The following is a 25868-nucleotide window of genomic DNA, read 5'->3' on the forward strand; positions in this document are numbered from 1 at the left end:
TTCTCAGCGGGTGAGTGCGTTCTCCCGCACGATCGCCTCGACGATCTCACCGCTGCGCACGGCGATGTTCGACAACAGCGACGACGTCAGGCCGTGCGTGTGCTCGGTTCCGCCCTGCAGGTAGATCGCACCGGGGATCTCGCGCGTGGTCTGCAGCCTGTAGTCCCGGTCGACGCCGGGGGCCAGTCCGTCGGCGACCAGGTCACCGACGATTTCGTCCAACGGCATCGGGGTGAACCCGGTCGCGTAGATGACCGCGTCGCACTCGAGCACCTCGGAGGTGCGCGTCGGGTGATGGTCCACCGTCACCCGCACACCCGATCCGGTGTCCTCGGCGTCGCTGATGCCCGACGCACCGTGGAAGAACAGGCGACGCTTCCCGGAGACCCGCTCGGCGTACTCCCGCGTGTAGAGCTCCTCGATGAGGGGCAGGTCGACGCAGGAGTAGTTGGTCGAGCGGTGGTAGTCGAGCAGCCGACGACGTACCGGCTCATCGGCCGCGTAGAAGTCGTCGACCGCGATCGGGTCGAAAACACGGTTGGCGTACGGACTGTCGTCGGCCGGACTGTAGCCGTACTTCGCGAACACCCCGTGCACCTCGGCGTCGGGATAGGTGCCGTGCAGGTGGTCGGCGACCTCGGCCGCACTCTGTCCGGCACCGACGACGACGAACCGGCGGTGCGTGAGCTCCGGCAGCTCACCGAGCTTGGTCAGCAGCTGATGGTTGTGGAACTGCCGCACGGATTCGTCGACACCGTCGGGCAGCTGGGCGTGCAGACCGCCGGCCAGGACGACCGATCGTGTGTGCAGCGTCGCGCGGTCGGTCCCGTTCACCAGATCCACCGCGAGATGATCGCCCTCGTCACGCACGGCGACCGCGCGGGTGCCGTAGTGCACGGTGGCCTCGACCGTCGCCGCCGCCCAGGACAGGTAGTCGTGGAACTCCAGGCGGGTGGGGAAGAACGTCTGGTGGTTGATGAACTCGGTCAGACGTCCGCGCTCGGTCAGATAGCTCAGGAAGCTGTACCGGCTGCGCACGTTGCGCTGCGTGGCCAGGTCCTTGAGGAAGGAGATCTGCATGGTCGTCCCGGGGATCAACATGCCGGTGTGCCAACCGAATTGCTCCTGCGACTCCACGAACTCCGCGGAGATGGCGCGGGAGTCGGGGTGCTCGGCGTTGTATTCCTCGATCGCGATGGCCAGGCCGAGATTCGACGGTCCGAAACCGACGCCGACGACGTCGAGGACGTCTCCGCCACCGGAGCGCGCGGACAGGACGTCGTTCAACACCAACGACATCAGGCGCTCGCCCACTGATCGACCGCGCCGGGGACCGGCTGCGACGGATCGTTGCCCAGCGCGACGATCCGGTTGGCGGAATCGACGTGCACCACGCGCGGCTCGTGGCCGACGAGTTCGGATTCCTCGACCTCACGGAACGACATGATGATCACGAGATCGCCCGGTCCCACGAGATGGGCTGCGGCGCCGTTGATCCCGATGACACCCGATCCGGCCGCACCGGCGATGACGTAGGTGGACAACCGCGCACCGTTGGTGATGTCGACGACCTGGACCTGCTCGCCGTCGAGGATGTCGGCGGCCAGCATGAGGTCGTGGTCGATGGTGATCGACCCGACATAGTGCAGGTCGGCCTGGGTCACCGTGGCCCGGTGCACCTTGCCACCCAACATTGTTCGCCGCATCGACTGGCACTCCGCTCTGTTCGGGGTCGTCCGCGGTGAGCGGACGGGGTAACAAAGCGTAGGCTAACCTACTTAGAACGGGTCGACAACCATGTGGTGATGCAGCCCACGCCGTTCGCCGACGCGAAACCAACTGTGCAACCCCACTTTTCGACGACTGCAGGGCCGACACCTGATGAGGAACGGGGTCGCGAACTCGAGCTGAGGTAATGCTACCCTAACGCAATGTCGATGAACATGTTCTCTGTGCGCGGTCGCCGCGCCCTGTCTCTCGTCGCAGCCGTTGTGCTGGGCGCGGGCCTTCTCGCCGCCTGTGGCAGCTCCGACGACAACACTGCGGCGTCGGGATCCACGATCGCGGTCGAAGGCAAGTTCGGCACCACCCAGGTGCCCAAGGACCCCAAGCGCGTCGTGACGGTCGGTTACAACGACCAGGACTTCACGCTCGCCCTGGGGGTGGTGCCGGTCCAGACCCGCGCCTTCTTCGATTCCTACAACGAGTTGCCGTGGGTCAAGGCGGCGACGGGCGGCAAGGGTGTCCCGTCCATGGCCGGCGACTCGATCAACCTCGAGGAGATCGCCAAGGCCAAGCCGGACGTGATCTTCGCGATCTACGAGACCATCGATCAGAAGACCTACGACCAGTTGTCGAAGATCGCGCCGACGGTCATCCAGTCCAGCGAGTACAAGGACGAGGAGACCCCCTGGGACGTTCAGCTCCTCACCACCGGCAAGGCGCTGGGCAAGGAGCCGCAGGCGCAGGCCCTGGTCGATCAGGTGAAGGCGAAGATCGACGAGGCCAAGGCCGCGCACCCGGAGTTCGCGGGCAAGACGCTCGTCGTCGACTACGGCCCGGAGAACGGTGGGCACTACCTGATCGGGAAGAACGACCCCCGCCGCGCACTGTTCGACGGTCTCGGTTTCAACGCGCAGGACACCGTCGGCGACGTCTCGGAGGAGAAGCTCTCGCTGCTCGACCGCGACGTGCTGTTCGTCGAGGGGGCGACAAAGTCGCAGATGGCGGGCTCCCCCGCGTTCACGCGTCTCGACGTGGTCCGTGACGACAGGACGCTCTACACGACCTTCGACTCGCCGCTGGCGGGTGCGCTGTCCTACAGCGGTCCCAACGCGCTGCTCTACGCGATCGACGTCGTCGTGCCGCAGCTGAGCAACGCGCTGTCCGGCAAGCCGGTCGCCGATCTCGCGACCGCATGACCCGGTAACCACCACCCGAACCCAGACACGAGAGCGCCGGTCCGATTCCTCGGGCCGGCGCTCTTCTGTTGTCGGTGTGCGTGTGGTGTCAGTGTCCGAGCAGCCCGACGATGATCTCGACGGCGGGCGCGGTCAGCATCTGCGAGTGCGCGACGTCGACGTCGATCACCTCGAGAGCGGGCACCGCCGACCGCCATCCGGCGGCTGAGTTCCCGTCGAAGCCGGACTCGAGCACCGTCGACTGCAGGAACGTCACCGGCTCGACGACGGGATCGGGGATCGAGTCGGCCTGTACCGCGTCGGCGATGATCCGATCGCTGTCGAGGTAGGTGTCGATCACCGAGCGAACCGCGTCGTCGCCGAGCGAGGCGAGGAAGTCGTCGTCGGCGGCGACCAACCGCACAGCGGTGTCCATCGTGACCGGTTCGGCTGCGGGCACGGCGATCCCGAGTTCACGCAGCAGCGTCGCGAGGTGCTCGTCGTCGTCGGCAACACTGTCCGGCCGGTACGCGTCGAGGACGATCAACGGGTCGACGGTGTACCCGCGACGTCGGAGTGCACCGACAATCGCGACCGCGACGATGCCGCCGAACGACCAGCCCACCAGCGCGATCCGTGGCCCGACACCGAGCTCGTCGATGCGTTCGCAATAGTCGACGACGACGTCGTCGAACGGTCGGCCGATCGCCGACGGGTCGGTCAGCGACCGCGACTGCAACCCGATCACCGGGACCGTCGGACCGAGTGCCCGCGCCAGACCGGCGAATTCCCAGCACATCCCGCTGGCGGGGGGAAGGCAGATGACCGGGGCCGCGTCCGTGTCCTCCACCTCGGCACCCCATCGGATGACCGGATCGAGGGCGTCGGAGGCAGACCTGTTCGTGGGGTTGTCGATCCGGGTGGCAAGCGCCCCGACGGTGCTGAGGCCGAACAGTTCTCGGACCTCGATGCGCTGATCGAACCGCTCGTCCAACGCGTCGGCCAAGCGGACCAGCAGCAACGAGTGGCCACCGAGTGCGAAGAAGTCGGAGTGGACGTCGGAGACGGGGACGCCGAGGATCTCCCCGAACAGGTCGGCGACCGCTCGTTCGGTCTCCGTCAGATCGGCCGCGAACGCGTCATCGGATGCCGCGTCGGTGGGCTCCGGCAACGCATTTCGGTCCACCTTGCCGTTGGGGGTCAGGGGCAAGGCATCGAGTACCACGATGCGCGCGGGGACCATGTGCGCGGGCAGCAACGACCCCAGCCGGGTGCGCAAGGCGTTCTCGGTCACGTCGGTGCCGACGGTGTAGCCGACGAGACGCAACCCGACCGCGGGGTGGTCGTCGGCGACGACCACGGCATCGATGACGCCGTCGATCCGCCGCAGTTCCGCGGCGACCTCGTCGGGCTCGATCCGGTGTCCGCGGATCTTGACCTGGTGATCGGACCGCCCGCGATACTCCAGATTGCCGTCGCGGCGCGCGCGGACGACGTCACCGGTGCGGTACATGCGGCTGCCGTCGGCGGAGAAGGGATCGGCCACAAAGCGTTCCGACGTCAGACCGAAACGGTCGTGGTAGCCGCGGGCCACCTGTGCGCCTGCTAGATACAACTCGCCGGTCACGCCCGCCGGCACGGGGCGCAGGTCCGCGTCGAGCACATGGCCGACCACGGTGTGCCAGGGCGAGCCGATCGGTGGTCGTGCGGCCGCGGCCGCGTCGATCTGTGCCGACGTGGCCCAGACCGTGACCTCGGTGGGGCCGTACATGTTCGACACCTGCGCGGCTCGCCGCACCAATTCGCCTGCCAGGTCGGATGGCAACGCCTCGCCGCCGACGGCGACGCGGACACCGGAGAGGTCGATGGCCCGGCCGTCGGCGTCGCGGTGTCGGGTCACCATCGCCCACAGCGACGGGGTCGCCTGCGCGACGGTCACGTCGTTCGTGGCGATGAGGTCACCGAGCCGCCCGGGATCGGCGGCCTGCGACGCATCGGCCGGCACGACGGTGGCGCCGGTGGTCACCGGCACGATCAGTTCGAGCACCGCGATGTCGAACGACACCGTCGTGACCGCGAGGACAACGTCGTCGGCGCCGATCGGGAACGCCCGATCCACCCCGGCCCGGAAGGCGTCGAGCGCGCGGTGGGTGACGTTGACACCCTTGGGCTTTCCGGTGGAGCCCGACGTGTAGATCAGATAGGCCGCCAGATCGGCTGCCGGTGGCGAGTCGGGCACCGCGGCGCGCTCCGACTCCCCGCCCATCGACGACCACTGGGCGTCGTCGACCGTCCGCACCGGGGCCGACGACCAGCTCAGGTCGGCGTGGCCGTCGGTGAGCACGAGCACCGGCGCGGCGTCGTCGACGATGTAGGCCAGCCGGTCGGTGGGCAGCGTCAGGTCCAACGGCAGGTACGCGGCGTGCAGTCGGTGCACGGCGGCCATCGCGGCCACGAGATCCGCGGTGCGGTCCATCGCGAGTGCGACGACCGTCTCCGCCCCGACCCCTGCGTGCGCCAGTCGGTCCGCGATGACCCGGCTGCGTTCGGCCAGCGCCCGGTAGGACACGCCCACTCCCCCGGCTATGACGGCCGGCGTACGTGGACTGCGGGCCGCGTGCTCGTCCAGTTCGGTGTACCAGCGGGTGGGCGTCGCGACCGCCTCGGCCGGAACAGCTGTCGTCGGCACGATGCCGAGATCGGCAACTCCGGTGTCCGGAGTGGCTGCCGCGGAGCCGACCACCCGTTCCAGGCAGTCGGTCAGATCGCGCGCGGTGGCCGCGAGGTAGCGCGACGAGTCGTACTCGAGCACCAGCTCGATCGGCCCGCCCGGGCCGTGGTCGATGCACGTCAGGTTGAGATCGACCTTGGCCTCGGCGGGCGTGACGTCCACGTCGGCGGTCGACAGCCCGAACATCGCGGCCGCGTCTCCGTCGGTCTGCCTGCGGAAGTACCCGAGCATCACCGCGAACAGCGGGTTGCGGCCCGGCGAGCGGACCGGGTTGAGCGCCCCGACCACGTCGGCGAACGGCACGTCGGCGTGGTCGAGCGCTGCGAGATCGACGGCACGCACGCGGGTCAGCAACTCACCGAACGTGGGTCGGCCGGACAGATCCGTCCGCAGGACGACGGTGTTGGCGAAGAACCCGACGAGGTCGGCCAGGGCGGCCTCGGTGCGTCCGGACTGCGGGCTGCCGATGACGACGTCGTCGCCGACACCGAACCGTCGCAGCGTGACCGCGAGCGCGGCGTGCAGGGCCATGAACACCGTCGCACCCGCATCCCCGGCCACCGACCGGAGACGATCGGCGACGGCGGTGTCGACGCGTGTGGACACCTCGTCGGCGCGGCCGGGTCGTGTCGGTACGAGGTCGGGGGCGACGGTGACCTCGGGCGGGAGGTGGGCCAGTTGCGTTCGCCAGTAATCGATCTGGGTGCTGTGCGCGCTGGAGTCGTCGGTCGGGTCGCCGAGTCGGTCGCGGGCCCACTGCGCGTAGTCGCCGTAGGTGACCTCGATGTCGTCCGGTGCCGCAGCGGTATCCGCGCCGGTGGGATCCGCGGCCGCTCGGTAGGCACGGTCGAGGTCGCCGAGCAGGACCGCGTCGGACCACTCGTCGGCCACCAGGTGGTGCAGGCAGAGCAGCAGCACCGAGTCGGTCCCGACCTCGAGCAGAGTCGCCCGGATCGGCAGGTCGACCGCAGGGTCGATGGGGCGGGACAGCTCCGATGCGATGGCGTCGTGCAGGTCCGACTCGTCGAGCTGCTCCACACCGAACACGAGCTGCGCGTCGACGGCGGAGGAATCGAAGACGTCTGCGACGACGTGACCGTCGCGCTCGACGTAGCGGCTGCGCAACGGCTCGTGCCGGTCGATGACCGCGAGCAGTGCGGTGCGCAGGGCGGAGGCGTCGAGGTGCCCGCGCACACGGACCGCGAGCGGGTACAGGTAGGACGTCGATGTCGGGTCGATCTGCGACATCACGAACAACTGCTGCTGCGGCGGTGCCAGCGGTGCCGGTCCGGGGTCCGTGCGCGCGACGAGTGGCCGCACGCTGCCCGCGGCGTCCGAGTCGGTCGCGGCGATGCGACGGGCCAACGCCTCGGGGGACGGGGCGTCGAACAGGTCGCGGACCCGCAGCGACGAACCGAAACGGTCGTTGATCAGGCCGAGCAGTCGGGTGGCCAGCAGGGAGTGGCCGCCGAGGGCGAAGAAGTCGTCCTGGACGCCGACGTCCCCCACGTCGAGCGCCGTGGCGAACACCTCGCAGAGGGCGCGCTCGGTGTTGTTCGCCGCCGCGCGCGACCGCGTCGAGATCACCGTGGGCTCGGGAAGCGCTGCGGTGTCGAGCTTGCCGTTGATCGTCAACGGCAGACTGTCGACGACCGCGTAGGCCGCCGGCACGAGGTACGCGGGCAGCGTCGACGCGAGGCCGCTGCGCACCCGGCCGAGGAGACCGTCGTCGCGATGCGTCGGATCGACGACGACGTAGGCGACGAGCCGCTTGGTCCCGGAATCATCGGCGGCCGCGATCACCGATCCACCGGTCACCCCGGGCAGCGTCAGCATCACCGCGGTCACCTCGCCGGGTTCCACGCGATGGCCACGGATCTTCACCTGGTCGTCGGTGCGACCCAGGTAGTCGATGAGACCGTCCGGGCGTCGGCGCACCAGGTCACCGGTGCGGTACATCCGCTCACCGGTGCCCGTGATGTCGGCCACGAAGGCGGCCGCGGTGAGTCGGGGGCGATCGAGGTAGCAGCGGGCGAGACCGGCTCCGCGGATGTACAACTCACCGCTGACACCGTCCGGGACCGGTCGCAGCCATCCGTCGAGGATGGAGCAGGTGGTGTTGGTGATCGGGGTACCCACCGCAGACCGATCCGAGTCGTCGGTCCCGACACCCAGGGTGTTGATGGTGTACTCGGTGGGCCCGTAGAGGTTGTAGCCCAGCAGATCCGGGGTGTCGCGCAGTGCGCTCCACAGCTGGTCTGACACCGCCTCGCCACCGAGCAGGACCAGCTTCGGGCGGCCGACCCCCTCCAGCAGTCCCTGTTCGAGGAGTTGCGTTGCGTAGGTGGGGGTGACGTTGATGACGTCGACACCGTGGTCACGGCAGTAGGCGACCAGCGCGGCGGAGTCGCGTCGCAGGTCTTCGTCGCAGATGTGCACGTGGTGGCCCTCGACGAGCCAGAGCAGTTCCTCCCAGCTCATGTCGAACGCGAACGAGACCGTGTGCGCGACGGTCAGCGTGGCTCCGCCGGCGGCCGCGATCACCGGTGCGAATATCTCGGCCCGGTGGTTGATCTGCATGTTCGTCAGACCGCGGTATCCGGTGACCACGCCCTTGGGCTTGCCGGTGGAACCGGAGGTGTAGATGACGTAGGCGGGATGGTCGAGACGCAATGCGTTGCCGGGGGCGAACGCGCCGATCTCGGATGCCTCGAGGGGGTGGCCCGGGTGGTCGGCGGCATCAGAGATGGAAACGTTTGCGGCACCCTCGATCCGGGGTCGGGTCTCCTCGGTGACGAGGACCAGCAGCGGTGCGGCGTCGTCGACGAGGTCGGCGATGCGCTCGTCGGGCGCCGACAGATCCAGCGGCAGATACGCCGCGCCCACCGACAACACCGCGAACAGGCCGACCACCATGTCCACCGACCGCGGCAACGCGAGGCCGACGATCTGTTCGGGGCCCGCGCCGTGGTCGAGCAACAGTCGGGCGGTGCGGTTGACCCGCTCGGCGAGCTCGCGGTAGTCGATCTCCTCGTCGCCCTGGGTCAGTGCCGGCGCGTCGGGCGACCGTCGCGCCTGCTCGGCCAGCATCTCGGCGATGGTCACATCGTCGATGTCGACTGCACGGCCGGTGATCTCGGCGTGCGCGTCGGCCGGTGCGGTGAGGCCGGCGACGCCGCGGTCGACGTCCCGCGACGCGGCGAGCAGGATCGCGTGCAGTTCGTCGAGCAGCCCACGGGCCTCGTCCGCGTCGACCACGTCGGGGCGGTACTCGAGTTTGAGCCACAGTCGACGGCCGGGCATGGCCACCCAGGTGAGCGGGTAATGGGTGGCGTCGACGGCCTCGACCCCGGTGATGCCCTGCGCCCGTTCGAGATCGGTGAACGTGTCGTCGCCCAGGAAGTTCTGCAGCACGTAGAGGCTGTCGAACAGCGCACCGCCGTCACCGTCGCCCTGCACTGCGTGGCGCTGGACCTCGCCGAGCCCGAGGTACTCGTGGTCCATCATCGCGATGCGGTCGTCCTGCACGCGCCGCATCACGTCGGCCGCGCGCTGCGACGGCGTCATCGTCACCCGCACCGGGACGGTGTTGAGGAAGACACCCACGACCGAGTCGATGCCGTCGAGGTCGGTGGGACGCCCGGCGACGGTGGTCCCGAACACGACGTCCGCGCGGCCGAGACGACGCGAGAGCAGCAGGGCCAGAGCGGTGCTGATCAGTGCGTGCGTCGTCACCCCGGCACGCCGTGCCGCGACGCCGAGCTGTTCGGTCTCCGTCTCGGAGAACTCCACGTCGACCCGCCGCGCCAGCACGGGGTCGGTGCCGATCGCGGCCGGATACAGGATCGAGGGTTCCTCGAGCCCGGCGAAGTAGTCCTTCCACGCCTGCGCCGAGGCGGCGGTGTCCTGATCCCCTACCCAGCGCAGATAGTCGGTGAAATCAGCGCGGGGGAAATCAGCGCGGGGCGGGTCGATCGCCGACGCGGCGCGTCCCACCCGACGGTCGTAGGCGGCGAAGAGGTCGGTGAGCACCAGCTCCCGGGACCAGCCGTCCCACAGCAGCAGGTGGTAGGTGAACATCAACCGGTCGCGACCGTCGGGCAGGTGTATCAGGGACAGGCGCAGCAGAGGCGGTGCGGCCAGGTCGAACGGGGCCGTCCGGTCGGCGTCGGTGATCTCGTCCAGTCGGGCCGGGATCTCCGTCGGGTCGACGCCGGTCAGGTCGATCTCGGTCAGCGGCACCTCGAGGTCGTCGACGATGAACGTGACGAGCCGACCGCTCGCCGCGGTGACGAACCCCGATCGCATCGCGCGATGGGTACCCATCACCTCGCCCATGGCCTCGCGTAGCGCGTGCGCGTCGAGGCGGCTGTCCAGATCGAAGGCGTTGCAGGCGACGTAGACGTCGACGTCGGAGCTGGTGGCCTGGAAGTACAGACCCTCCTGCAGCGGCGACAGCGGCCAGACATCGTTCAGGGCCGACCCGTAGCGGTCCACGAGCGCGGTGTGATCGTCCTCGGGCAGTGAGCGCAGCGTGACGGTCGGCGCGGATTCGGCCGCCGAGTCGAGGTCGCCCAGCGCGGCGAGCCAGTCGTCGCCGAGGCGGTCGACGTCGAGCCCGGCGATCCCCTCCTGCGGATAGGTGAGGTGGATTCGCAGTTCGGGTCCGTCCGGCCCGTCGATGCAGACGGCGTTGACCTCGAGCAGATACGGCGTGCCGAGATCGGCATCCGGCGCGGTCCGAAGCGCGGAGGACTCGGCGGCGCTCAACCAATCGCGTTCCTGCCCCTCGGAACTGCGTCCGAGGTAGTTGAACAGCACCTGGGGTGCCGCCCCTCGGGCGAGCAGTCCCGCGGTCCTCGGGTTGGCGTAGCGCAACAGCCCGAAGCCGATGCCCCGGGCACCGACACCGCCGTCGGGTACAGCGCGCAGTACGTCGCGCACCGCGCCCACGGATTCGGCGACGCCACCAGTCGCGGTCACGGCCGGCAGCCGGACCGGGGCGACGGTGGTGAACCACCCGACCGTACGAGTGAGGTCCATGCCGTCGAGATCGATGTCCCGACCGTGTCTTTCGAGGTCGATGAGTAGTTCGCCCGCACCTCCACGGACGCGGGCGGCAGCGAACGCCAGGCTTGCCACCAGGGTCTCGGTGATGTCGGCGTCGAAGGCCACCGGGATCGAGGTCAACAGCCGCTGTGTGAGTGCGGTGTCGACGGTGACGGTGCGGTCGGTGGTCTGGCCCACGGTGAGCCCGAACGGGACGGGACCGTCCACCAGGTCGGCACCCGGCTCGACCTGCGCCCGCCAGAACTCGAACTCGCCCAGCAGGTCCGGATGGGCGGCACGCTGGGTCAGCGCGGTGGCGTGACCGCGAACGGACGCCGTCGCAGCGGGCAGTTCCGGGGTCCGTCCCGCTATGACGTCGGCCCACCCGGTGGCCAGGTCGTCGAGCACGATCCGCCAGGACACGCCGTCGACGGCGAGGTGGTGGATCACCAGGATCAGTCGGCCGCGTGCATCAGGTCCGGCGTCGATCCAGGCCGCTGCGATCATCTGACCGGTGTCGGGATCGAGCAGGCCGGTGAGTTCGTCGGAGTGCTCCGCGATCGCCGCGGTCAGGGCGGTGTGATCGAGACCGGTGCCGTCGACGATCCGCAGGATCGGATCGGGCGACGCGCCGGGTGCGTCGACCTCGGTCGACCACAGCAGCGGGCTGGTCCGGATCAGCCTCAGGCGCAACGCATCGTGGCGACGGACCAGCGCATCGAGCAGAGCACGGATCTGCGATGCGTCGGCGCCGGCGGGGGTGTAGAGCACCTCGGCCTGGTTCAATCGCGTGATGGTCCCGCCGAGTTCGTTGAGTCGGTGCACGATCGGGGTCAGCAGGACATCGCCGTACCGATCGGGATCAGGGCGGTCGGGGTCGTCGCTCGCTGCCGCCCCGGGTGAGGCTGCACCTGGGGCGACTCCCCCGGATTCGACGAGCTTGCGTGCGGTGCGGTGAGTGAAGACGTCCCGCGGCGAGATCGTGACGCCCAGCGTCTTCGCCCGGTTGACCAGCGAGATCGCGACGATGCTGTCGCCACCGAGGCTGAAGAAATCGTCGTCGGGACCGACATGGTCGAGTCCCAGCAGATCGGCGACCACCGCGGCCAGGCCGTCGGCGTCGGTCGGTGTGGATGCGGTCGGGGTGGGGGGCGTCGGGGTTGCGACCACCTCCGACTCGACCACCGCGGCGCCGACGACGGCTGCGCGGTCGACCTTGCCGTTGACGGTGAGTGGCAGCGCCGTCACCGAGGCCATCCGCGCCGGGATCATATAGGTCGGGAGATGTTCGGCCAGTTGCGCTCTCAGGTCGTCCAGGTCGGGCACCGCGTCCGGTGTCCGCCCGACGACGACCGCGGTCAGCACGCTGCGGCCCGTGCGGTCGTCGCCCACCGCGGCGGCGGCGTCGGCGATCCCGTCGAGGTGCCGCAACGCATGCTCGACCTCGCCGAGTTCGATGCGATAGCCCCGCAGTGCGACCTGCTGGTCGGCACGGCCGAGGTAGACGAGATCGCCTGCGGTGTCGCGGTAGGCGAGGTCGCCGCTGCGGTACATACGGGTGCCCGACTCGTGGGCGACGAACCGTGTGGCCGTCAGCGCCGACCGGGCGGCGTACCCGCGTGCGAGTTGCGGTCCGACCACGTAGATCTCGCCGACCAGACCGGCGGGGACCGGCTGCAGGTGGTGGTCGAGTAGGTGCACGTCGAGGCCGGGCAGCGGTGTGCCGATGACGCTCGCCCGGCCGGTGTCGTGGCCGAGGTCATGATCGGTGACGTGCACGCAGGTCTCGGTGATGCCGTACATGTTGATCAGTCGGGTGTGCCCGCGTGCGGGCACCCGGTCGAGATCGAGTGCCTCGCCGCCGAAGACCACGGTCTCGACCGCCAGATCGGCGAACCCGGGGTGGCCCATCAGCGGGTAGTACGCCGACGGCGTCTGGCTGAGCATCGTGACCCGTTCCCGGGCCAGGAGTTCGACGAAGCGCTCGGGATCCCGGCAGGTCTCGCCGTCGACGACGATTAGACGGCCGCCGTGGCACAGCGCACCCCACAGTTCCCACACCGAGAAGTCGAAGGCGATGGAGTGGAACATGGTCCACACCTGACCGTCGAGCGGCATCCGCGCGGTCGCGGCGGTGAAGAGGGCGACCACCGACGCGTGCGGCATCTCGACGGCCTTCGGCGCTCCCGTCGATCCCGAGGTGTAGATGAGGTACGCCGGGTGTCCGGGTCTCAGTGGTGCGATGCGATCGGCGTCGGTGACCAGGGCGGTCGACGCGCGCTCGAGACGCTCTCGGTGGGTGTCCCCGTCGAGCAGGATCGTGGCCGTGTCGTCGGCGACGGGGACGACCTCGGCGAGGGCCTGCGACGTGACGAGCACGGTCAGGCCGGCGTCACCGGTGATGTACCGCAGGCGTTCGGCGGGTGAATCGGTGTCGAGCGGCACGTAGGCCGCACCGGACTTCACCGCGGCGAGGACGGCGACGACGAGGTCGAGTCCACGCGGCAGCGCGATTCCGACGCGTGCCTCCGGCCGGGCGCCTGCGTCGACGAGGAGGCGGGCCAGAGCGTTCGACCTTTCGTCGAGCTCTCGACGGGTCAGCGAGGCCTCGCCGAACGTGACCGCGGTGGCGTCGGGATCCTCGGCGCTCGACGCGGCGACGAGCGCGAGAAGTGTGGTGTCCGAGCGCACGGTCTGCGGCGGCGCGACGGCGGTCGCGGTGGGCTCCAGAGCGGTTGCGGCGACGCGACGTTCGGGGTCGACGGTCCACTGGTCGATCACCGCGGCCACGGCGCGGGTGAGACCGGTGGCGTAGTGCTCGGACACCAGGGAGCTGTCGTACTTGATCTCCAGCGCCAGCTCGTCGCCGGGGAACGCGACCAGCGACACCGGGTAGTGCGGGGTGTCGGTGCCGGTGAACCCGGTGACGCGCAGCGCATCCGGATCGGAGCCGGGCGTGTCCTCGACATCCGGGAAGTTCTCGACCACGACCATCGTGTCGAAGAGCGTCGGATGCCCGGTGAGGCGGGCGATCTCGGTGAGCCCCAATTGCTGGGCGTCCATGACCTCGAGCTGGAAGGCGGCCACCCCGGCGACGACGTCGGCCAGCGAGTCGGCACCCTGCCAGGACACCGCGAGCGGGTTGGTGTTGATGAGGAGTCCCACCACACCGATGACGTCGGGATCGGTGCCCGCACGACCCGACACGGTGGAACCGAACACGACGGAGTCGGTGCCGGTCATGCGCCCCAGGACCAGCGCCCACGCGGCGTGGACGACGGCGCCGAGGGTGACGCCGCGGGTGCGGGCGGCCGCGGTCAGTGCTCGCGTGGCGTCCTCGGGCAGGGTGGTCGAGACGTCTCGGTGTCCGGTCGACGGGGTGGCCACCGTGGGGAGGTGTTCCGCGATCGACGTGGGACCGTTCACCCCGGACAGTGCCGCGGTCCAGGCGGCCCGAGCGTCGGCGATGTCGCCGCGATGAACCGCGGCGATGTGATCGGCGAGGTCGATCGCGACCGGCGGGAGGGTGTCGACTCCGGAACGGTAGGCGGACAACAGGTCCGCGAAGATCAGCGGGTAGGACCAGCCGTCGGCGAGCGCGTGGTGCATGGTCTGCACCAGTCGGTGCTCGGTGTCGGTCAGGCTCAGCAGCGCGAAACGGATCGGTGGCGCGGCGTTGAGGTCGAACGGTCGGGCCAGCGTGCGAGCCGCCCACTCGTCCGCGCTCACGGAGGGATCGGCGTCCGATCGCAGGTCCACCTGCTCGACGTCGGCCGTCTGATGGGATTCGATGACCTGGACGAGAGCACCGGCCGACGTGGTCGCGAACCGTGCTCGCAGAGCGGCATGGCGGGCCACGACGGCGTCGATCGCCGCGGCGAACCGGTCGACATCGACCCGGCCGGTGATCGCGGCGACCTGTTGCACCACATAGGGATCGGTGACATCGGCGCCTGCTGCCCGGTCACCGGCCAGCAGTATCGAGTGGAAGTACATCCCGCTCTGCAGCGGCAGCAGCGGCAGGATGTCGTCCGCTGGTCGGTCGGTCGGCGACAGTGTGGCGATGTCCTCAGGCGTCAGATCCACCTGACCGAAGTCCGACGGCGTGTGGCCGCCGACCCGCGCTCGGGTGAGTCCGGTCAGGGCCGCCATCCAGCGGTCGGCCAGGTCGGTCACGGCGACGTCGTCGAGGATGCCGGTGGGCCAGGTGATCTCGGCGACGAACCGGGCGGAGTCGCCCGTGCCGTCGATCCGGGCGTTGATCTCGAGTGCCGCTGCGGGGTTGCACGGATCGACCCCCTCGTGCAGCTCGCCGATCCCGGGGACCGAGGTCCAGTCGGGCACGTCGGTGGTCCCGTCTGAGTTCGACCCATCAGGGGCGTCGAAGCGACCCAGGTAGTTGAAGAGGATCTCCGGTGTCGGCAGGTCGACGAGTTCGGGGACCTCGTCGACGTACCGCAGGATGCCGTACCCGATGCCCTGCGACGGAGTGGACCGGACCTGTTCCTTGACCGTCTTGAGCGCGGCGTCGAGGACGGGCGCCCCGCGCAGGACGTCGTCCCACTCCACGTCGCCGGCGTCGACCGCCACCGGGTGGATCGACGTGAACCAACCGAGGGTCTCGGCGAGCCCGACGTGGTCGCCGGCGGTGCCGAGGACCTCCGGACGCCGACCGTGCCCCTCCAGGTTGACCAGTAGACGGGCGGTCGGGTCGACGTCGGGACGGCGGGCCGCCCGCCAGGCGCGACTCGCCAACGACAACCCGGTCAGGAGGATCTCGTCGACGCCTCCGAAGATCGACGACGGCAGTGGACCCGCGAGTGTGGAGGTGACGTCGGGGGGAAGGTCGACGGTGATGGTGCGGGTGGTGGCCGCGGTGTCGACGGCGGCGTCGAGCGCGCGGTCACCGATGGGCGGAACGGGCTCGAGAGTTGCCGTCCAGTGGTCGATCTCGGCGCGCTGGGCGCCACTCGCGATCGTGGTGGTCAGCAGCTGCGCCCAGCGGCGAAAGGACGTCCCCACGGGCTCGATCCGAGGGTCGTTCCCGGCACGGACCCGTGACCACGCCTGCGCGAGGTGTTCGACCACGATGCGCCACGAGACGCCGTCGATCACGAGGTGGTGGATCACGAGAAGGAGCTGACCGCTCCCCGTGCCGCTGCTGTTCGTGTTCGGGCCCGGGTGCCACGCCGCGGTGAGCATGATCCCGCCGTGTGCGTCGAGGGCGGCGGCACGCTCGGCGATGGCCGCGTCGAGGCGACCGGAGCCGAAGTCGCTGTCGGACAGTGCGAGACGGTAGCGCTCGCGCACCGTGACGTCGGTCGGTACGACCAGTTCCCACTCGTCTCCACCGAAGACCTCGGCACGCAGCAGATCATGTCGGGTGACCAGCGCGTCGAGGACGGCACTCAGCTGCTCATGGGTCATGCCGACCGGGGTGCGCAGCACCATGGACTGGTAGAACGCGGCGAGCGAGGTCCCGGCCGTGCGTGTCTCGGCCAGCATCGGTGTCGACGGGACGGTGCCGACGGCGACGTCCTCGGTGTCGCCGGCTCCCGAGACGGTGGTCGCGGCGGCGGCGATCGCGAGGATCGTGCGCCGACGGAACACGTCACGGGAACTGATCCGCAGCCCCCTGGCCGCGGCCCGGCTCGACAGGGAGATCGAGGAGATGCTGTCGCCACCGAGGGCGAAGAAGTCGTCGTCGATACCGACGCGGTCGATGCCCAGGATGGTCTGGCACAGCTCGGCGACGATCTGCTCGCTCTCCGACCGGGGATCGCGCGCGTCGGCGCGGGTGGCCGCGACCGGCTCCGGCAGTGACGCGATGTCGAGTTTGCCGTTGACGGTCAGCGGGAGGTCGTCGACGACCCCGTAGCGCGTCGGCACCATGTAGGCGGGCAGAACCTGGGCGAGCCGGTCGCGGACGTCACCGATGAGATCGGCCGGCTGGCGGTCGGCCTCGACCGGGATCACGTACGCGGCGAGCGTCTTCTGGCCGGGGACGGCAGCGTCGGAGCGGGCGATCACGGCACATCGCGCCACCGCCTCGATCGTCGACAGCACGCTCTCGATCTCGCCCAGTTCCACACGGTAGCCGCGGATCTTGATCTGGTCGTCGCTGCGGCCGAGGTAGTCGAGGTTGCCGTCGGGTCGGCGTCGCACCAGGTCGCCGGTGCGGTACATGCGACCACCGGTGGTGAAGGGATCGGCCACCATCGCGGCCGCGGTGAGGTCTGGGCGCCGGTGGTAACCGCGCGCCAGACCTGTTCCGGCGATGTACAACTCGCCGACCACGCCGTCGGGCACCGGTCGCAGGGCGGTGTCGAGGATGTGGCTGCGGGTGTTCCAGATCGCCTGTCCCACCGTGGGCGTGGCGCTGTCGGCGGTACCGGCACCGAGAGTGTTGATCGTGTATTCGGTGGGGCCGTAGAGGTTGTAGCCCTCCACGCCCGGCGCGTCGAGCAGACGGGACCACACCGTGTCGGTGACGGCCTCGCCGCCGAGCAGGACCAGTGCCGGGTTGTGTTGATCGGTGGCAAGCAGCCCGGCGTCGATGAGGTGGTGGGCGTAGGTCGGCGTGACGTTGATGACGTCGACGGTGTGCGCACGGCAGTACTCGACGAGTCCGAGCGCGTCACGGCGCAGCTCCTCGTCACAGATGTGCACCTCGTGGCCGGCGACGAGCCAGAAGAGTTCTTCCCAGGACATGTCGAACGAGAACGACACCGTATGGGCCACGGCAAGAGGAACATCCGCGCCGCGATCGGCACGTGCGATGGTCGGTTCGAAGATCGCGGTCGCGTGGTTGTGGTACATGTTCGTCAGCCCGACGTACGGCGTGACGACACCCTTGGGCTTCCCGGTGGAGCCCGAGGTGTAGATGAGGTAGGCCGGATGGCGCAGGCGATCGGCGCCCGAGGCGAAGGCACCGAGCTCGTCGTCGCGCAGAGCACTCGCCGACGCGTCGGCCATGCGGGCGACCACGTCGGGATCAGCGAGAGCGACGATGTCGCAGCCACGCTCGGCGGCCGCGGTCGTGAGCGCGGTCCCACCGACGTCGGTGAGCAGGATCGTGGGTTCGGCGTCGTCGACGATCGCCGCGAGCCTCTCCACCGGGTACTCGCGCTCGAGAGGAAGATACGCCGCGCCGCTACGCAGCACCGCGAACAACGCCACCACCATGTCGACCGACCGCGGCAGGTCGAGCGCCACGATCCGCTCCGGACCGGCGCCATGGGCGAGGAGGAGACGCGCCATGCGGTTGATGCGCGCGTCGAGTTCGGCGTAGGTCACCCGTTCATAACCGGAGACCACCGCGACGGTGTCACCACGTCGTGCCGACTGATCGGCGAGGAGTTCAGCGACGGTCAGCGGCTCGAAATCGTGGTCGGTGATGTGCCGGTCGGACTCGAGGGTCGCCTGCTCGGCCGGGGTGACCAGGGTGACCGCACCGATGGCGCGGTCGGTGTCGGCGACGAGCGCACTGAGGACGGTGGTCAGCCGGGTCAGCATCGAGTGCGCGAGCCCGGTGTCGACCGACGAGGGCCGGTACTCGAGCTTGACGCCCATCGACTCCCCGGGCGTCAGCACCCAGGTGATCGGGAAGTGCGTGGTGTCGGTGTAGTCGACCCCGGTGATGCCCTGCGCGCGTTCGAGATCGGCGAACGTGTCGTCGTCGAGGAAGTTCTGCAGCACGAACAGCGAGTCGAACAGCGGTGCGTGTCCGGCGATTCGCTGCACCTCGCCCAGACCCACGTGGTCGTGCGGCATCGTCGCCACACGCTGGTCGGCGACGCCACGGATGACGTCGGCGACGGTCCGCGACGGCGTCAGGTCGACACGCGCCGGGACGGTGTTCAGGAACAGACCGATGGTCTCCTCGATGCCGACCAGTTCGCCGGGTCGCCCCGCGACCGTCGTGCCGAGCACCACGTCCGAGGTGCCCGCATGGTGGCCGGTGACGACGGCGAGCGCCGTGGTCAGCACGGCGTTGTCGGTGACCCCGAGTCGATCGGCGGTGGTGTGGACCGCAGCGGTCAGCTCCGCGGAGATCTCGGAGAAGATCTGCAGTGGTGCGGAATCCGCGGTGTCCCGCCCTGGATTCGCCGAGCCCGTGCCCGCCACGAGGGTGGGTTCTGTGACATCGGCCAGGACGTCCGCCCACGTAGCACGCGAGGCGGCGGGATCGATCTCGTCCAACCACCGCAGATAGTCGGTGAACGGTGCCGACCCCGTCGGCGCGCTCGACGCGTCGCTTCCGGTCCGGGCGGCGTCGTAGAGCGCGAACAGATCACGCAGCACGAGTTCGCGCGACCAGCCGTCGAACAGCAGGAAGTGGTAGGTCAGCAGCAGTCGGTCGGTGCCGTCCGGGAGGTGGACGATGCCGAGCCGGATCAGTGGCGGCGCCTCGAGGTCGAACGGTGTGGTGCGGTCGGCGTCGACGATCGCACCCAGGCTCGTGGCCGGGTCGTTCGCGGCCGTGAGGTCGTGGACGCTGATGTCAATCGGAGGATTCCCGGCGATGACCGCGACCAGAGACGTCTCGGACTCTGCGTCGGCGTCGGTGTCGGTGTCGACGGACCGGAAACCTGCTCGCAGCTGTGGGTTCCGGTTCAGCAGGGCCGCAAACGCCGTGCGCATGGCGCCGACGTCGAGACGGTGGTCGACGGTGAACGAGTTCTGCGCGATGTAGGTGGCGTCCTCGTCGGCGCCGTCTAGGTCGGCGCACTGGAAATAGACGCCCTGCTGCAGCGGGGTCATCGCCCAGATGTCGTCCACCGCCGAACGGGCTCCGGCGATCACCGCGTCGATCACGCTGCGCGACAGACGAACCGTACCGAATCGCTCGACCGGCTCACGGGGCACCGACCGCGCCCGGCCCACCCGTGCGGCGATGCCGATCGCCGTCCGTCCGCGGAAGACGTCCTCGCCGGTGATGTGGTGACCGAGTCGGGCGAGGCGCCCCGTGAGTCGGATCGCGGAGATGCTGTCGCCGCCCTGACGGAAGAAGTCGGCGTCGGCCGAGAGGGTGTCGACTCCGAGGACGTCGGTCATCACCGCGACGACGGCGCGCTCGGTGTCGGTGGCGGGTTGGACGAACTCCGCGTCAGCGGAGTGCGAGCCGCCGGACCTTGCGTCGGCCAGCCTTCCCAGCAGCGACGCGCGGTCTCGTTTTCCGTTGGGCAGCAGCGGGATCGCGTCGACCATGACCACCGATGACGGGACGAGGTGACGGGGCAGTTCGTCGGCGAGCCGGGCGCTGACGGTCTGCGGGGTCAGCTCGGGGTCGGACGCGACGACCGCGGCGAGGAGCTCGACGGTCCCGGCGGACTCGTGAGGGATGACCGCGGCGTCGGCGACTCCGTCGATGGCGACGATCGCCGTCTCGACCTCGCGCGGTTCCACACGGAACCCGTTGATGGCGATCTGGTCGTCGGTGCGGCCGACGTAGAACACCGCCCCGGCGGCGTCGACCCAGCCGAGGTCGCCGGTGCGGTAGAGACGTGATCCGTCCGCGACACCCGGGCGTGGATCGGCGACGAATCGGGTCGCGGTCGCGGCCGGGTCGTCGAGGTAGCCACGGGCGAGTTGCACACCTCCGACGTGGATCTCACCGACGACGCCGGTCGGCTGCGGGGTCAGGGCACGACCGAGGACGACGGTGTCGGTGCCCGCGACGGCGCAGCCGAGCGAGATGGGCGCGTCGGCGTCGACCGCGTGATCGGCGAGTACGTCCCCGGCGACCTCGGACGAGCCGTAGGAGTTGACGATCGTCGCCGTCGGTGTGCCGGTGCGCAACGCGGCGACGGTGTCCGCGCCGAGCGCCTCACCGCTGAGGATCCACCGGCGGACACGGGAGACCTCGTCGGCGAACTCCTCGGCCAGGACACGGGCCAGCGACGGGACCGCGAGCACCTGCTCGACCGAGCCGGCGTCGATGAGCCGAGCGAGAGAGGGTCCGTCGCGGCTCTCCCGGTCGTCGGCGAGGACGACGGTCGCTCCGGCGATCAGGGCGCCGAGCAGTTCGGTGGTGCCGTCGATGAAGGACAACGAGCTCTTCGCCAGACGCACCTGCGCGGGCCAGTCGCGGCCCGCCCAGGCGAGACGGTTGGCCAGCGCGCCGTGGGTTCCGACGACTCCGCGGGGCGTGCCCGTCGATCCGGACGTGAAGATCACCGAGACGGCGTCGGCCGCGGTCAGATCGACGGCGGGCAGGGTGGCGTCGGTGACTCGGTCACCGCCGAGGTCGACGACGCGGATCGAGCCACCGGCCGCGTCGACGACCGCACGCCCCGTGGCGTCGGCCAGGACGCAGACCGGTGCCGCGGCATCGAGCATGTGGCGGATCCGGGCGACGGGATAGCTCGGGTCGATGGGGAGGTAGGCCGCGCCCGTGGCGATGATCGCCCACAGCCCGGCGACGGTGTCGACCGAGCGCTGCGCGACGAGACCGACCACGTCACCGCGGCCGACACCGGCGTCGATGAGTCGTGTCGCGATCGATGCGGCCGACGCGGTGAGTTCGGCGTAGGTCACCGACGCGGCGCCGATCATGAGGGCGGTGGTCGTGGGGTGGTGCTCGGCGGCGTCGGCGAGAAGACGGTTCACGGTGCGGGTCTCGACGGCCGACGGGCGGGACGCGGTCTCCGCGGGCACACGCGGCCCGTTTAGGTCGGTGAGGAGCGCGGCGTACTCGTCGAGGAGGGTGTCGGCGAACTCGTCGCTGATCACCGATCGGTCGTTGGTGACGGTGATCGAGATGTCGTCGTGTAGCGCGATCATCACCGTCACCGGGTAGTGCGGTGCCTCGATGACACGCACGTCGCCGAAGCGCAGACCGTCGGCGGCGGCGGCCGGTCGGTCCAGGTTCTCGATCACGACGAGGGTGTCGAACAGTTCGCCGTGCCCCGCGATCTCGCCGACCTCCGCGAGCGGGATGTGGTGGTGGTCGATGACACCGAGTTCCGCGGCGGCGACCGCCCGTACGGTGTCGGCGACCGACGATCCCCCGCCGTGGCGTACCCGCGTCGGGACGGTGTTGATGAGCAGGCCGACGATGCTGTCGACACCCGGCAGGTCCCCACCGCGCCCGGAGACCGCGGTGCCGAACACGATGTCGGACCGGCCGATGAGGCGGCCCAGCAGGATCCCCCACAGCGACGTCACCACGGTGCTCGTGGTGACCGACTGGGTGCGAGCGAACTCACCGACGCGCGCGCGGGCGCCGGCATCGACCGTCCGACGTCGGCGGCCGTAGCGGTCGTCGCCGTCCGCGGGGTCGCCTCCGTGCCGGATCGGGCCGTCGGCGGACGCGACGCGGGTGGGACCGTCGACGTCGGCCAGATACTCCGACCACGCGGCACGGTCCGCCGGTGCGTCCCGATCCGCCAACCACCGCAGGTAGGTGTCGAATCGCGGTGCAGGGGAGGTGAACCGGTCACCTCGATAGGCGGTGCGCAGATCGTCGAGGACGAGCGGCACCGACCACCCGTCGGCGATGATGTGGTGCACCGTCTGGATCATCGTGTACCCGGCACCCGAACCGTCGCGCACCATGGTGAAGCGCATGAGCGGCGGGGCGGACAGGTCGAACGGTCGTTCGCGGTCCGCGCGTGCGGCGCTTTCGACGACGTCAGCGCTCTCTACGACGCCGACGCCCTGTTCGTGGGCATCACCGCCGATCCAGCGGACCTCCGGAGCGGGGGTCCGGCCGTGGACGGCGACGGGCGAGCCGTCGGCGACGGTGGTGAACCCGGCCCCGAGGGCCTGGTGGCGGCGGATGACCGCGGCGGTCGCGGCCTCGAAACGGGCCCGATCGATGTCACCGTCGAACTCGCCCGTGATCTCGACGATCTGTTGGACAACGTACGGGTCGTGGGCGTCGGAGAAGGTGGAGTGGAACCAGATCCCCTGCTGCACCGGGGTGAGCGGGAGGACGGCGGTGAGTCCCGGCGTGGACGAGTCGATCTGACGGACGTCGTCAGGGGTGAGATCGACCAGCGGGAAGTCCGAGACGCTGTGTCCGGCGACGTGGTCGTTGTCGGCGATCGCGGTGAGCGTCTGTACCCAGAGGTCGGCCAGTCGCGCGATGGCGTCGGCCCCTACCGCGTCGCGCGGCCAACTGACGACCGCCGACAACACCGGACCCGCTGCGGTGTCGGCGGTCTCGGCGTTCACCTCGATCAGTCGCGGAAGCGGCATCGACGGTCCGCGACCCTCGAGGACAGTGGTCTCCGCGGCGGTGATCATGGACCACGGCCGGGAGGTGTCGGTGAACCGGCCGAGGTAGTTGAACAGCACCTGGGGTGCGACGGCGAGATCGTCCCGGCCGGCGAGGTATCGCAATGCGCCATAACTCAATCCGTGCGACGGCACGGCGCGCAACTGGTCCTTGACCGAGCGGACCAGCTCACCGAGCCGGGCCGATGTCAGGTCGGTGTCGGCGGCCGGACCGATCTGCAGGAGCGCCGGATAGAGCGTGGTGAACCATCCGACGGTCCTGGACACGTCGGCGTCGCCGACCAGTTCACCCTCGCGACCGTGTCCCTCGAGCTCGAGAACCACCTCGCCGGCGGTGCCGGCGATCTCACGCTCGGTGCGCCAGCGCTCGATAGCGATGGCCAGCGCCGCGATCATCGGATCGTCGACCCGCCCGTGGATCGAATCCGGGACGGTGGTGAGCAGCCGGGTGGTGACCGCGGTCGGTAGTTCCACGCGCAGCCGGGCCTCGGTGGCGACGGTGTCCACCGCCGCGTCCAGCGGTCGGTCACCGAGAGGCGCGTCGGTCGTCGCGGCCACCCGCGACCAGAACTCGATGTCGGGATCGAACGTGCCGTCGCCGGTGGCCTCACGGAGGGCGTGGGCCCAGCCGCGGAACGACACCGGGACGTCGTCGACAACCGCCGCGCCGTCGTCCACCAACCGCCGGTGTGCCTCGGCGATGTCCTCGGCGAGGACGCGCAGCGAGATCCCGTCGACCACGATGTGGTGCGCGATGACCAGCAGGCGGCGCAGATCGCGGAGCCACACGAACGAGACCATCCGGCCGACAGTCGGGTCGAGACGGCCCACCGCGTCGTCGACGACGACAGCGAGATCACGGCCTGGCGAATCGGCGATGGATGAGTCGACCACCGTCAGCGGCGCGCGCGCGTCATCGCCGTCCACGACGAGATCCGCTGCGTAACCGTCGGTGTGGGCACGCAGCAGCTCGTGACGGACGACGACGGCGTCGAGGACAGCGGCGAGATCGGATTCGGTGAGATCGTCGGGGGTGACCAGTGTGATGCCCTGGTAGAAACCCTCCACCGCATCACCCACCTCGTCGAGCCAGGCGGTGATCGGGGTGGCCCCGATCGGACCGATGGCCTCGATGTCGGTGCGCGGGGTGAGCGATGCGGCGTCGCCGATCACCGGCGCGAGTGCGCGAACGGTGCGGTGGGCGAACATGTCCCGCGGTCGCAGGGTGTAACCGTGGGCGCGCAGCCGGGACACGACGCGGATGGCGACGATGCTGTCGCCGCCGAGGGCGAAGAAGTCGGCGTCGATGTCACCCCAGTCAGGATCGAGGTCGAGCACATCGGCGAACACCGCGCACAGCGCGACCTCGCGAGGCGTGGTCGGCGGGGCCGCCTCACCCACGGCGTGCACAACAGCCTGTTCCGCCGTACGGCGCGCGAGTGCGACCCGGTCGGCCTTGCCGTTGGCGGTCACCGGCATCTGATCGAGCACGGTGATCTCCGACGGCACCATGTACTCGGGCAACGTCTGCGCCGCCCACTCCAGCAGTTCGTCGCTCGCGACACCGGTCGCCGTCGTGACGTAGGCGACCAGCGCCGCGCTCGGCTTCTCGCGCACGGTGACGACCGCGGCGTGTACCGACGGGTGATCGGCCAGGGCCGCCTCGATCTCCTCGAGTTCGATGCGGCGGCCGCGGATCTTGACCTGGTTGTCGGCGCGGCCCAGGAACTCCAGCGTCCCCTCGGGCGTCCACCGGGCCAGGTCACCGGTGCGGTACATCCGGGACCCGTCGGTGTCGAACGGGTTGGCCACGAACCGGGAGCCGGTCAGCGCGGGTGCGTTGACGTATCCACGACCGAGCAGGAACCCGGCCGCGTACAGCTCGCCGCCGACGCCCGGCGGGACCGGCGTGAGGTCCTCGTCGAGTACGTAGAGCTGAGTGTGCGGGTTGGGCGACCCGATCGAGGTGGCGATGCGTTCGGCGACGTCACGGTAGATCACATGGGAGACACCGATGGTGGCCTCGGCGGGACCGTAACCGTGATAGAGCGTGGTGGTCAGCTGATCACGGAAACGGCGGAACAGATCCGGGGTGAGAACCTCGCCGCCGCACCACACGTGGCGCAGTCCGGCGAGAGCCGACGCACCCGCGCCTCGTTCGGACACCGCGAGCGCATCCAACTGCAGCAGCGCGTCCAGCATCGACGAGACGAGGTAGACGTAGGTGACGCCCTCGGATTCGATGAGCTCGAGCAGGTATTCAGGGTCTTTCTCGCCGTCCGGCTCGGCGACCACGACCCGTCCCCCGGTCACCAGCGGGAGCAGGATCTCGTTGATGGCGATGTCGAAGGCCAACGGCGCCTTGAACAACGAGGCGTCATCGGGTCCGAAGTGCAGGATCTCGTCGCGCTGCCAGCGCAGGCGTTCGCAGATCGCCTCGTGGCGGATCATGGCGCCCTTCGGCGTGCCGGTCGACCCGGACGTGAAGATCACGTACGCCAACCGGCTCGTCTCGATCTCGACGTCGGGAAGTTCGGTGGGCTCGTCGGCGAAGGCCCAGTCCGCCAACGACACCTCGACGGTCGGGACCGACCACCCGTCGCCTGACGCGGTCCTGCCGTCACCGGGTTCCACCAGTACCCGGGTCGCCCGTGAGTCGGTGAGGACCTGCGCGCGCCGGGCCGCGGGCCACGACGGGTCGACCGGGACGAACGCGCATCCGGCCGCCATGACGGCCAGCACGCCGACCACCATCTCCGCGCTCCGCGGGACCCCGATGGCGATGATGTCCTCGGGGGCGGGATGCTCCGCGCGCAGTCGGTGCGCGAGCTGCGCGACGCGGGTACCGAGTTCGTCGTAACTCAACCGCAGGTCCCGGTGCACGAGCGCGATGGTGTCGCCGCCCGCGGCGAACTGCGGGGCGATCATCGCCGGCACGGTGCTCA

The 25868-nt window shown here is 69.8% G+C and carries 4 protein-coding genes; 1 reads left to right on the forward strand and 3 read right to left on the reverse strand.

Annotated elements, in window-relative coordinates:
* Positions 1 to 3 precede the first annotated feature (3 nt).
* Both IEV93_RS03455 and panD read right to left on the reverse strand, forming a co-directional pair.
* Positions 4 to 1299 carry a lysine N(6)-hydroxylase/L-ornithine N(5)-oxygenase family protein gene (locus IEV93_RS03455; RefSeq protein ID WP_188486946.1) on the reverse strand — a complete coding sequence of 432 codons (1296 nt, stop codon included), beginning with the start codon at positions 1297 to 1299 and terminating at the stop codon, positions 4 to 6.
* On the reverse strand, positions 1299 to 1706 hold the full coding sequence (panD, locus tag IEV93_RS03460) for an aspartate 1-decarboxylase (protein WP_188486948.1): 408 nt from the start codon (positions 1704 to 1706) through the stop codon (positions 1299 to 1301). The genes IEV93_RS03455 and panD overlap by 1 nt, the downstream gene beginning before the upstream one ends.
* A gap of 225 nt (positions 1707 to 1931) precedes the next feature.
* Here panD and IEV93_RS03465 point away from each other — a divergent pair, with 225 nt between their 5' ends.
* Complete coding sequence (locus IEV93_RS03465) at positions 1932 to 2921, forward strand: ABC transporter substrate-binding protein (protein WP_308690804.1); 990 nt, start codon at positions 1932 to 1934, stop codon at positions 2919 to 2921.
* A gap of 88 nt (positions 2922 to 3009) precedes the next feature.
* On the opposite strand, the gene IEV93_RS03470 is transcribed toward IEV93_RS03465, so the two are convergent.
* Complete coding sequence (locus tag IEV93_RS03470; RefSeq protein ID WP_188486950.1) at positions 3010 to 25851, reverse strand: non-ribosomal peptide synthetase; 22842 nt, start codon at positions 25849 to 25851, stop codon at positions 3010 to 3012.
* Positions 25852 to 25868: the final 17 nt, after the last annotated feature.

The organism is Williamsia phyllosphaerae (assembly GCF_014635305.1).
Lineage (GTDB): Bacteria > Actinomycetota > Actinomycetes > Mycobacteriales > Mycobacteriaceae > Williamsia_A > Williamsia_A phyllosphaerae.

Bases quoted from the DNA above. Each gene is read 5' to 3' on its own strand.
- IEV93_RS03455 (WP_188486946.1), bottom strand. From the start codon at position 1,299: ATGTCGTTGGTGTTGAACGACGTCCTGTCCGCGCGCTCCGGTGGCGGA.
- panD (WP_188486948.1), bottom strand. From the start codon at position 1,706: ATGCGGCGAACAATGTTGGGTGGCAAGGTGCACCGGGCCACGGTGACC.
- IEV93_RS03465 (WP_308690804.1), top strand. From the start codon at position 1,932: ATGTCGATGAACATGTTCTCTGTGCGCGGTCGCCGCGCCCTGTCTCTC.
- IEV93_RS03470 (WP_188486950.1), bottom strand. From the start codon at position 25,851: ATGATCGCCCCGCAGTTCGCCGCGGGCGGCGACACCATCGCGCTCGTG.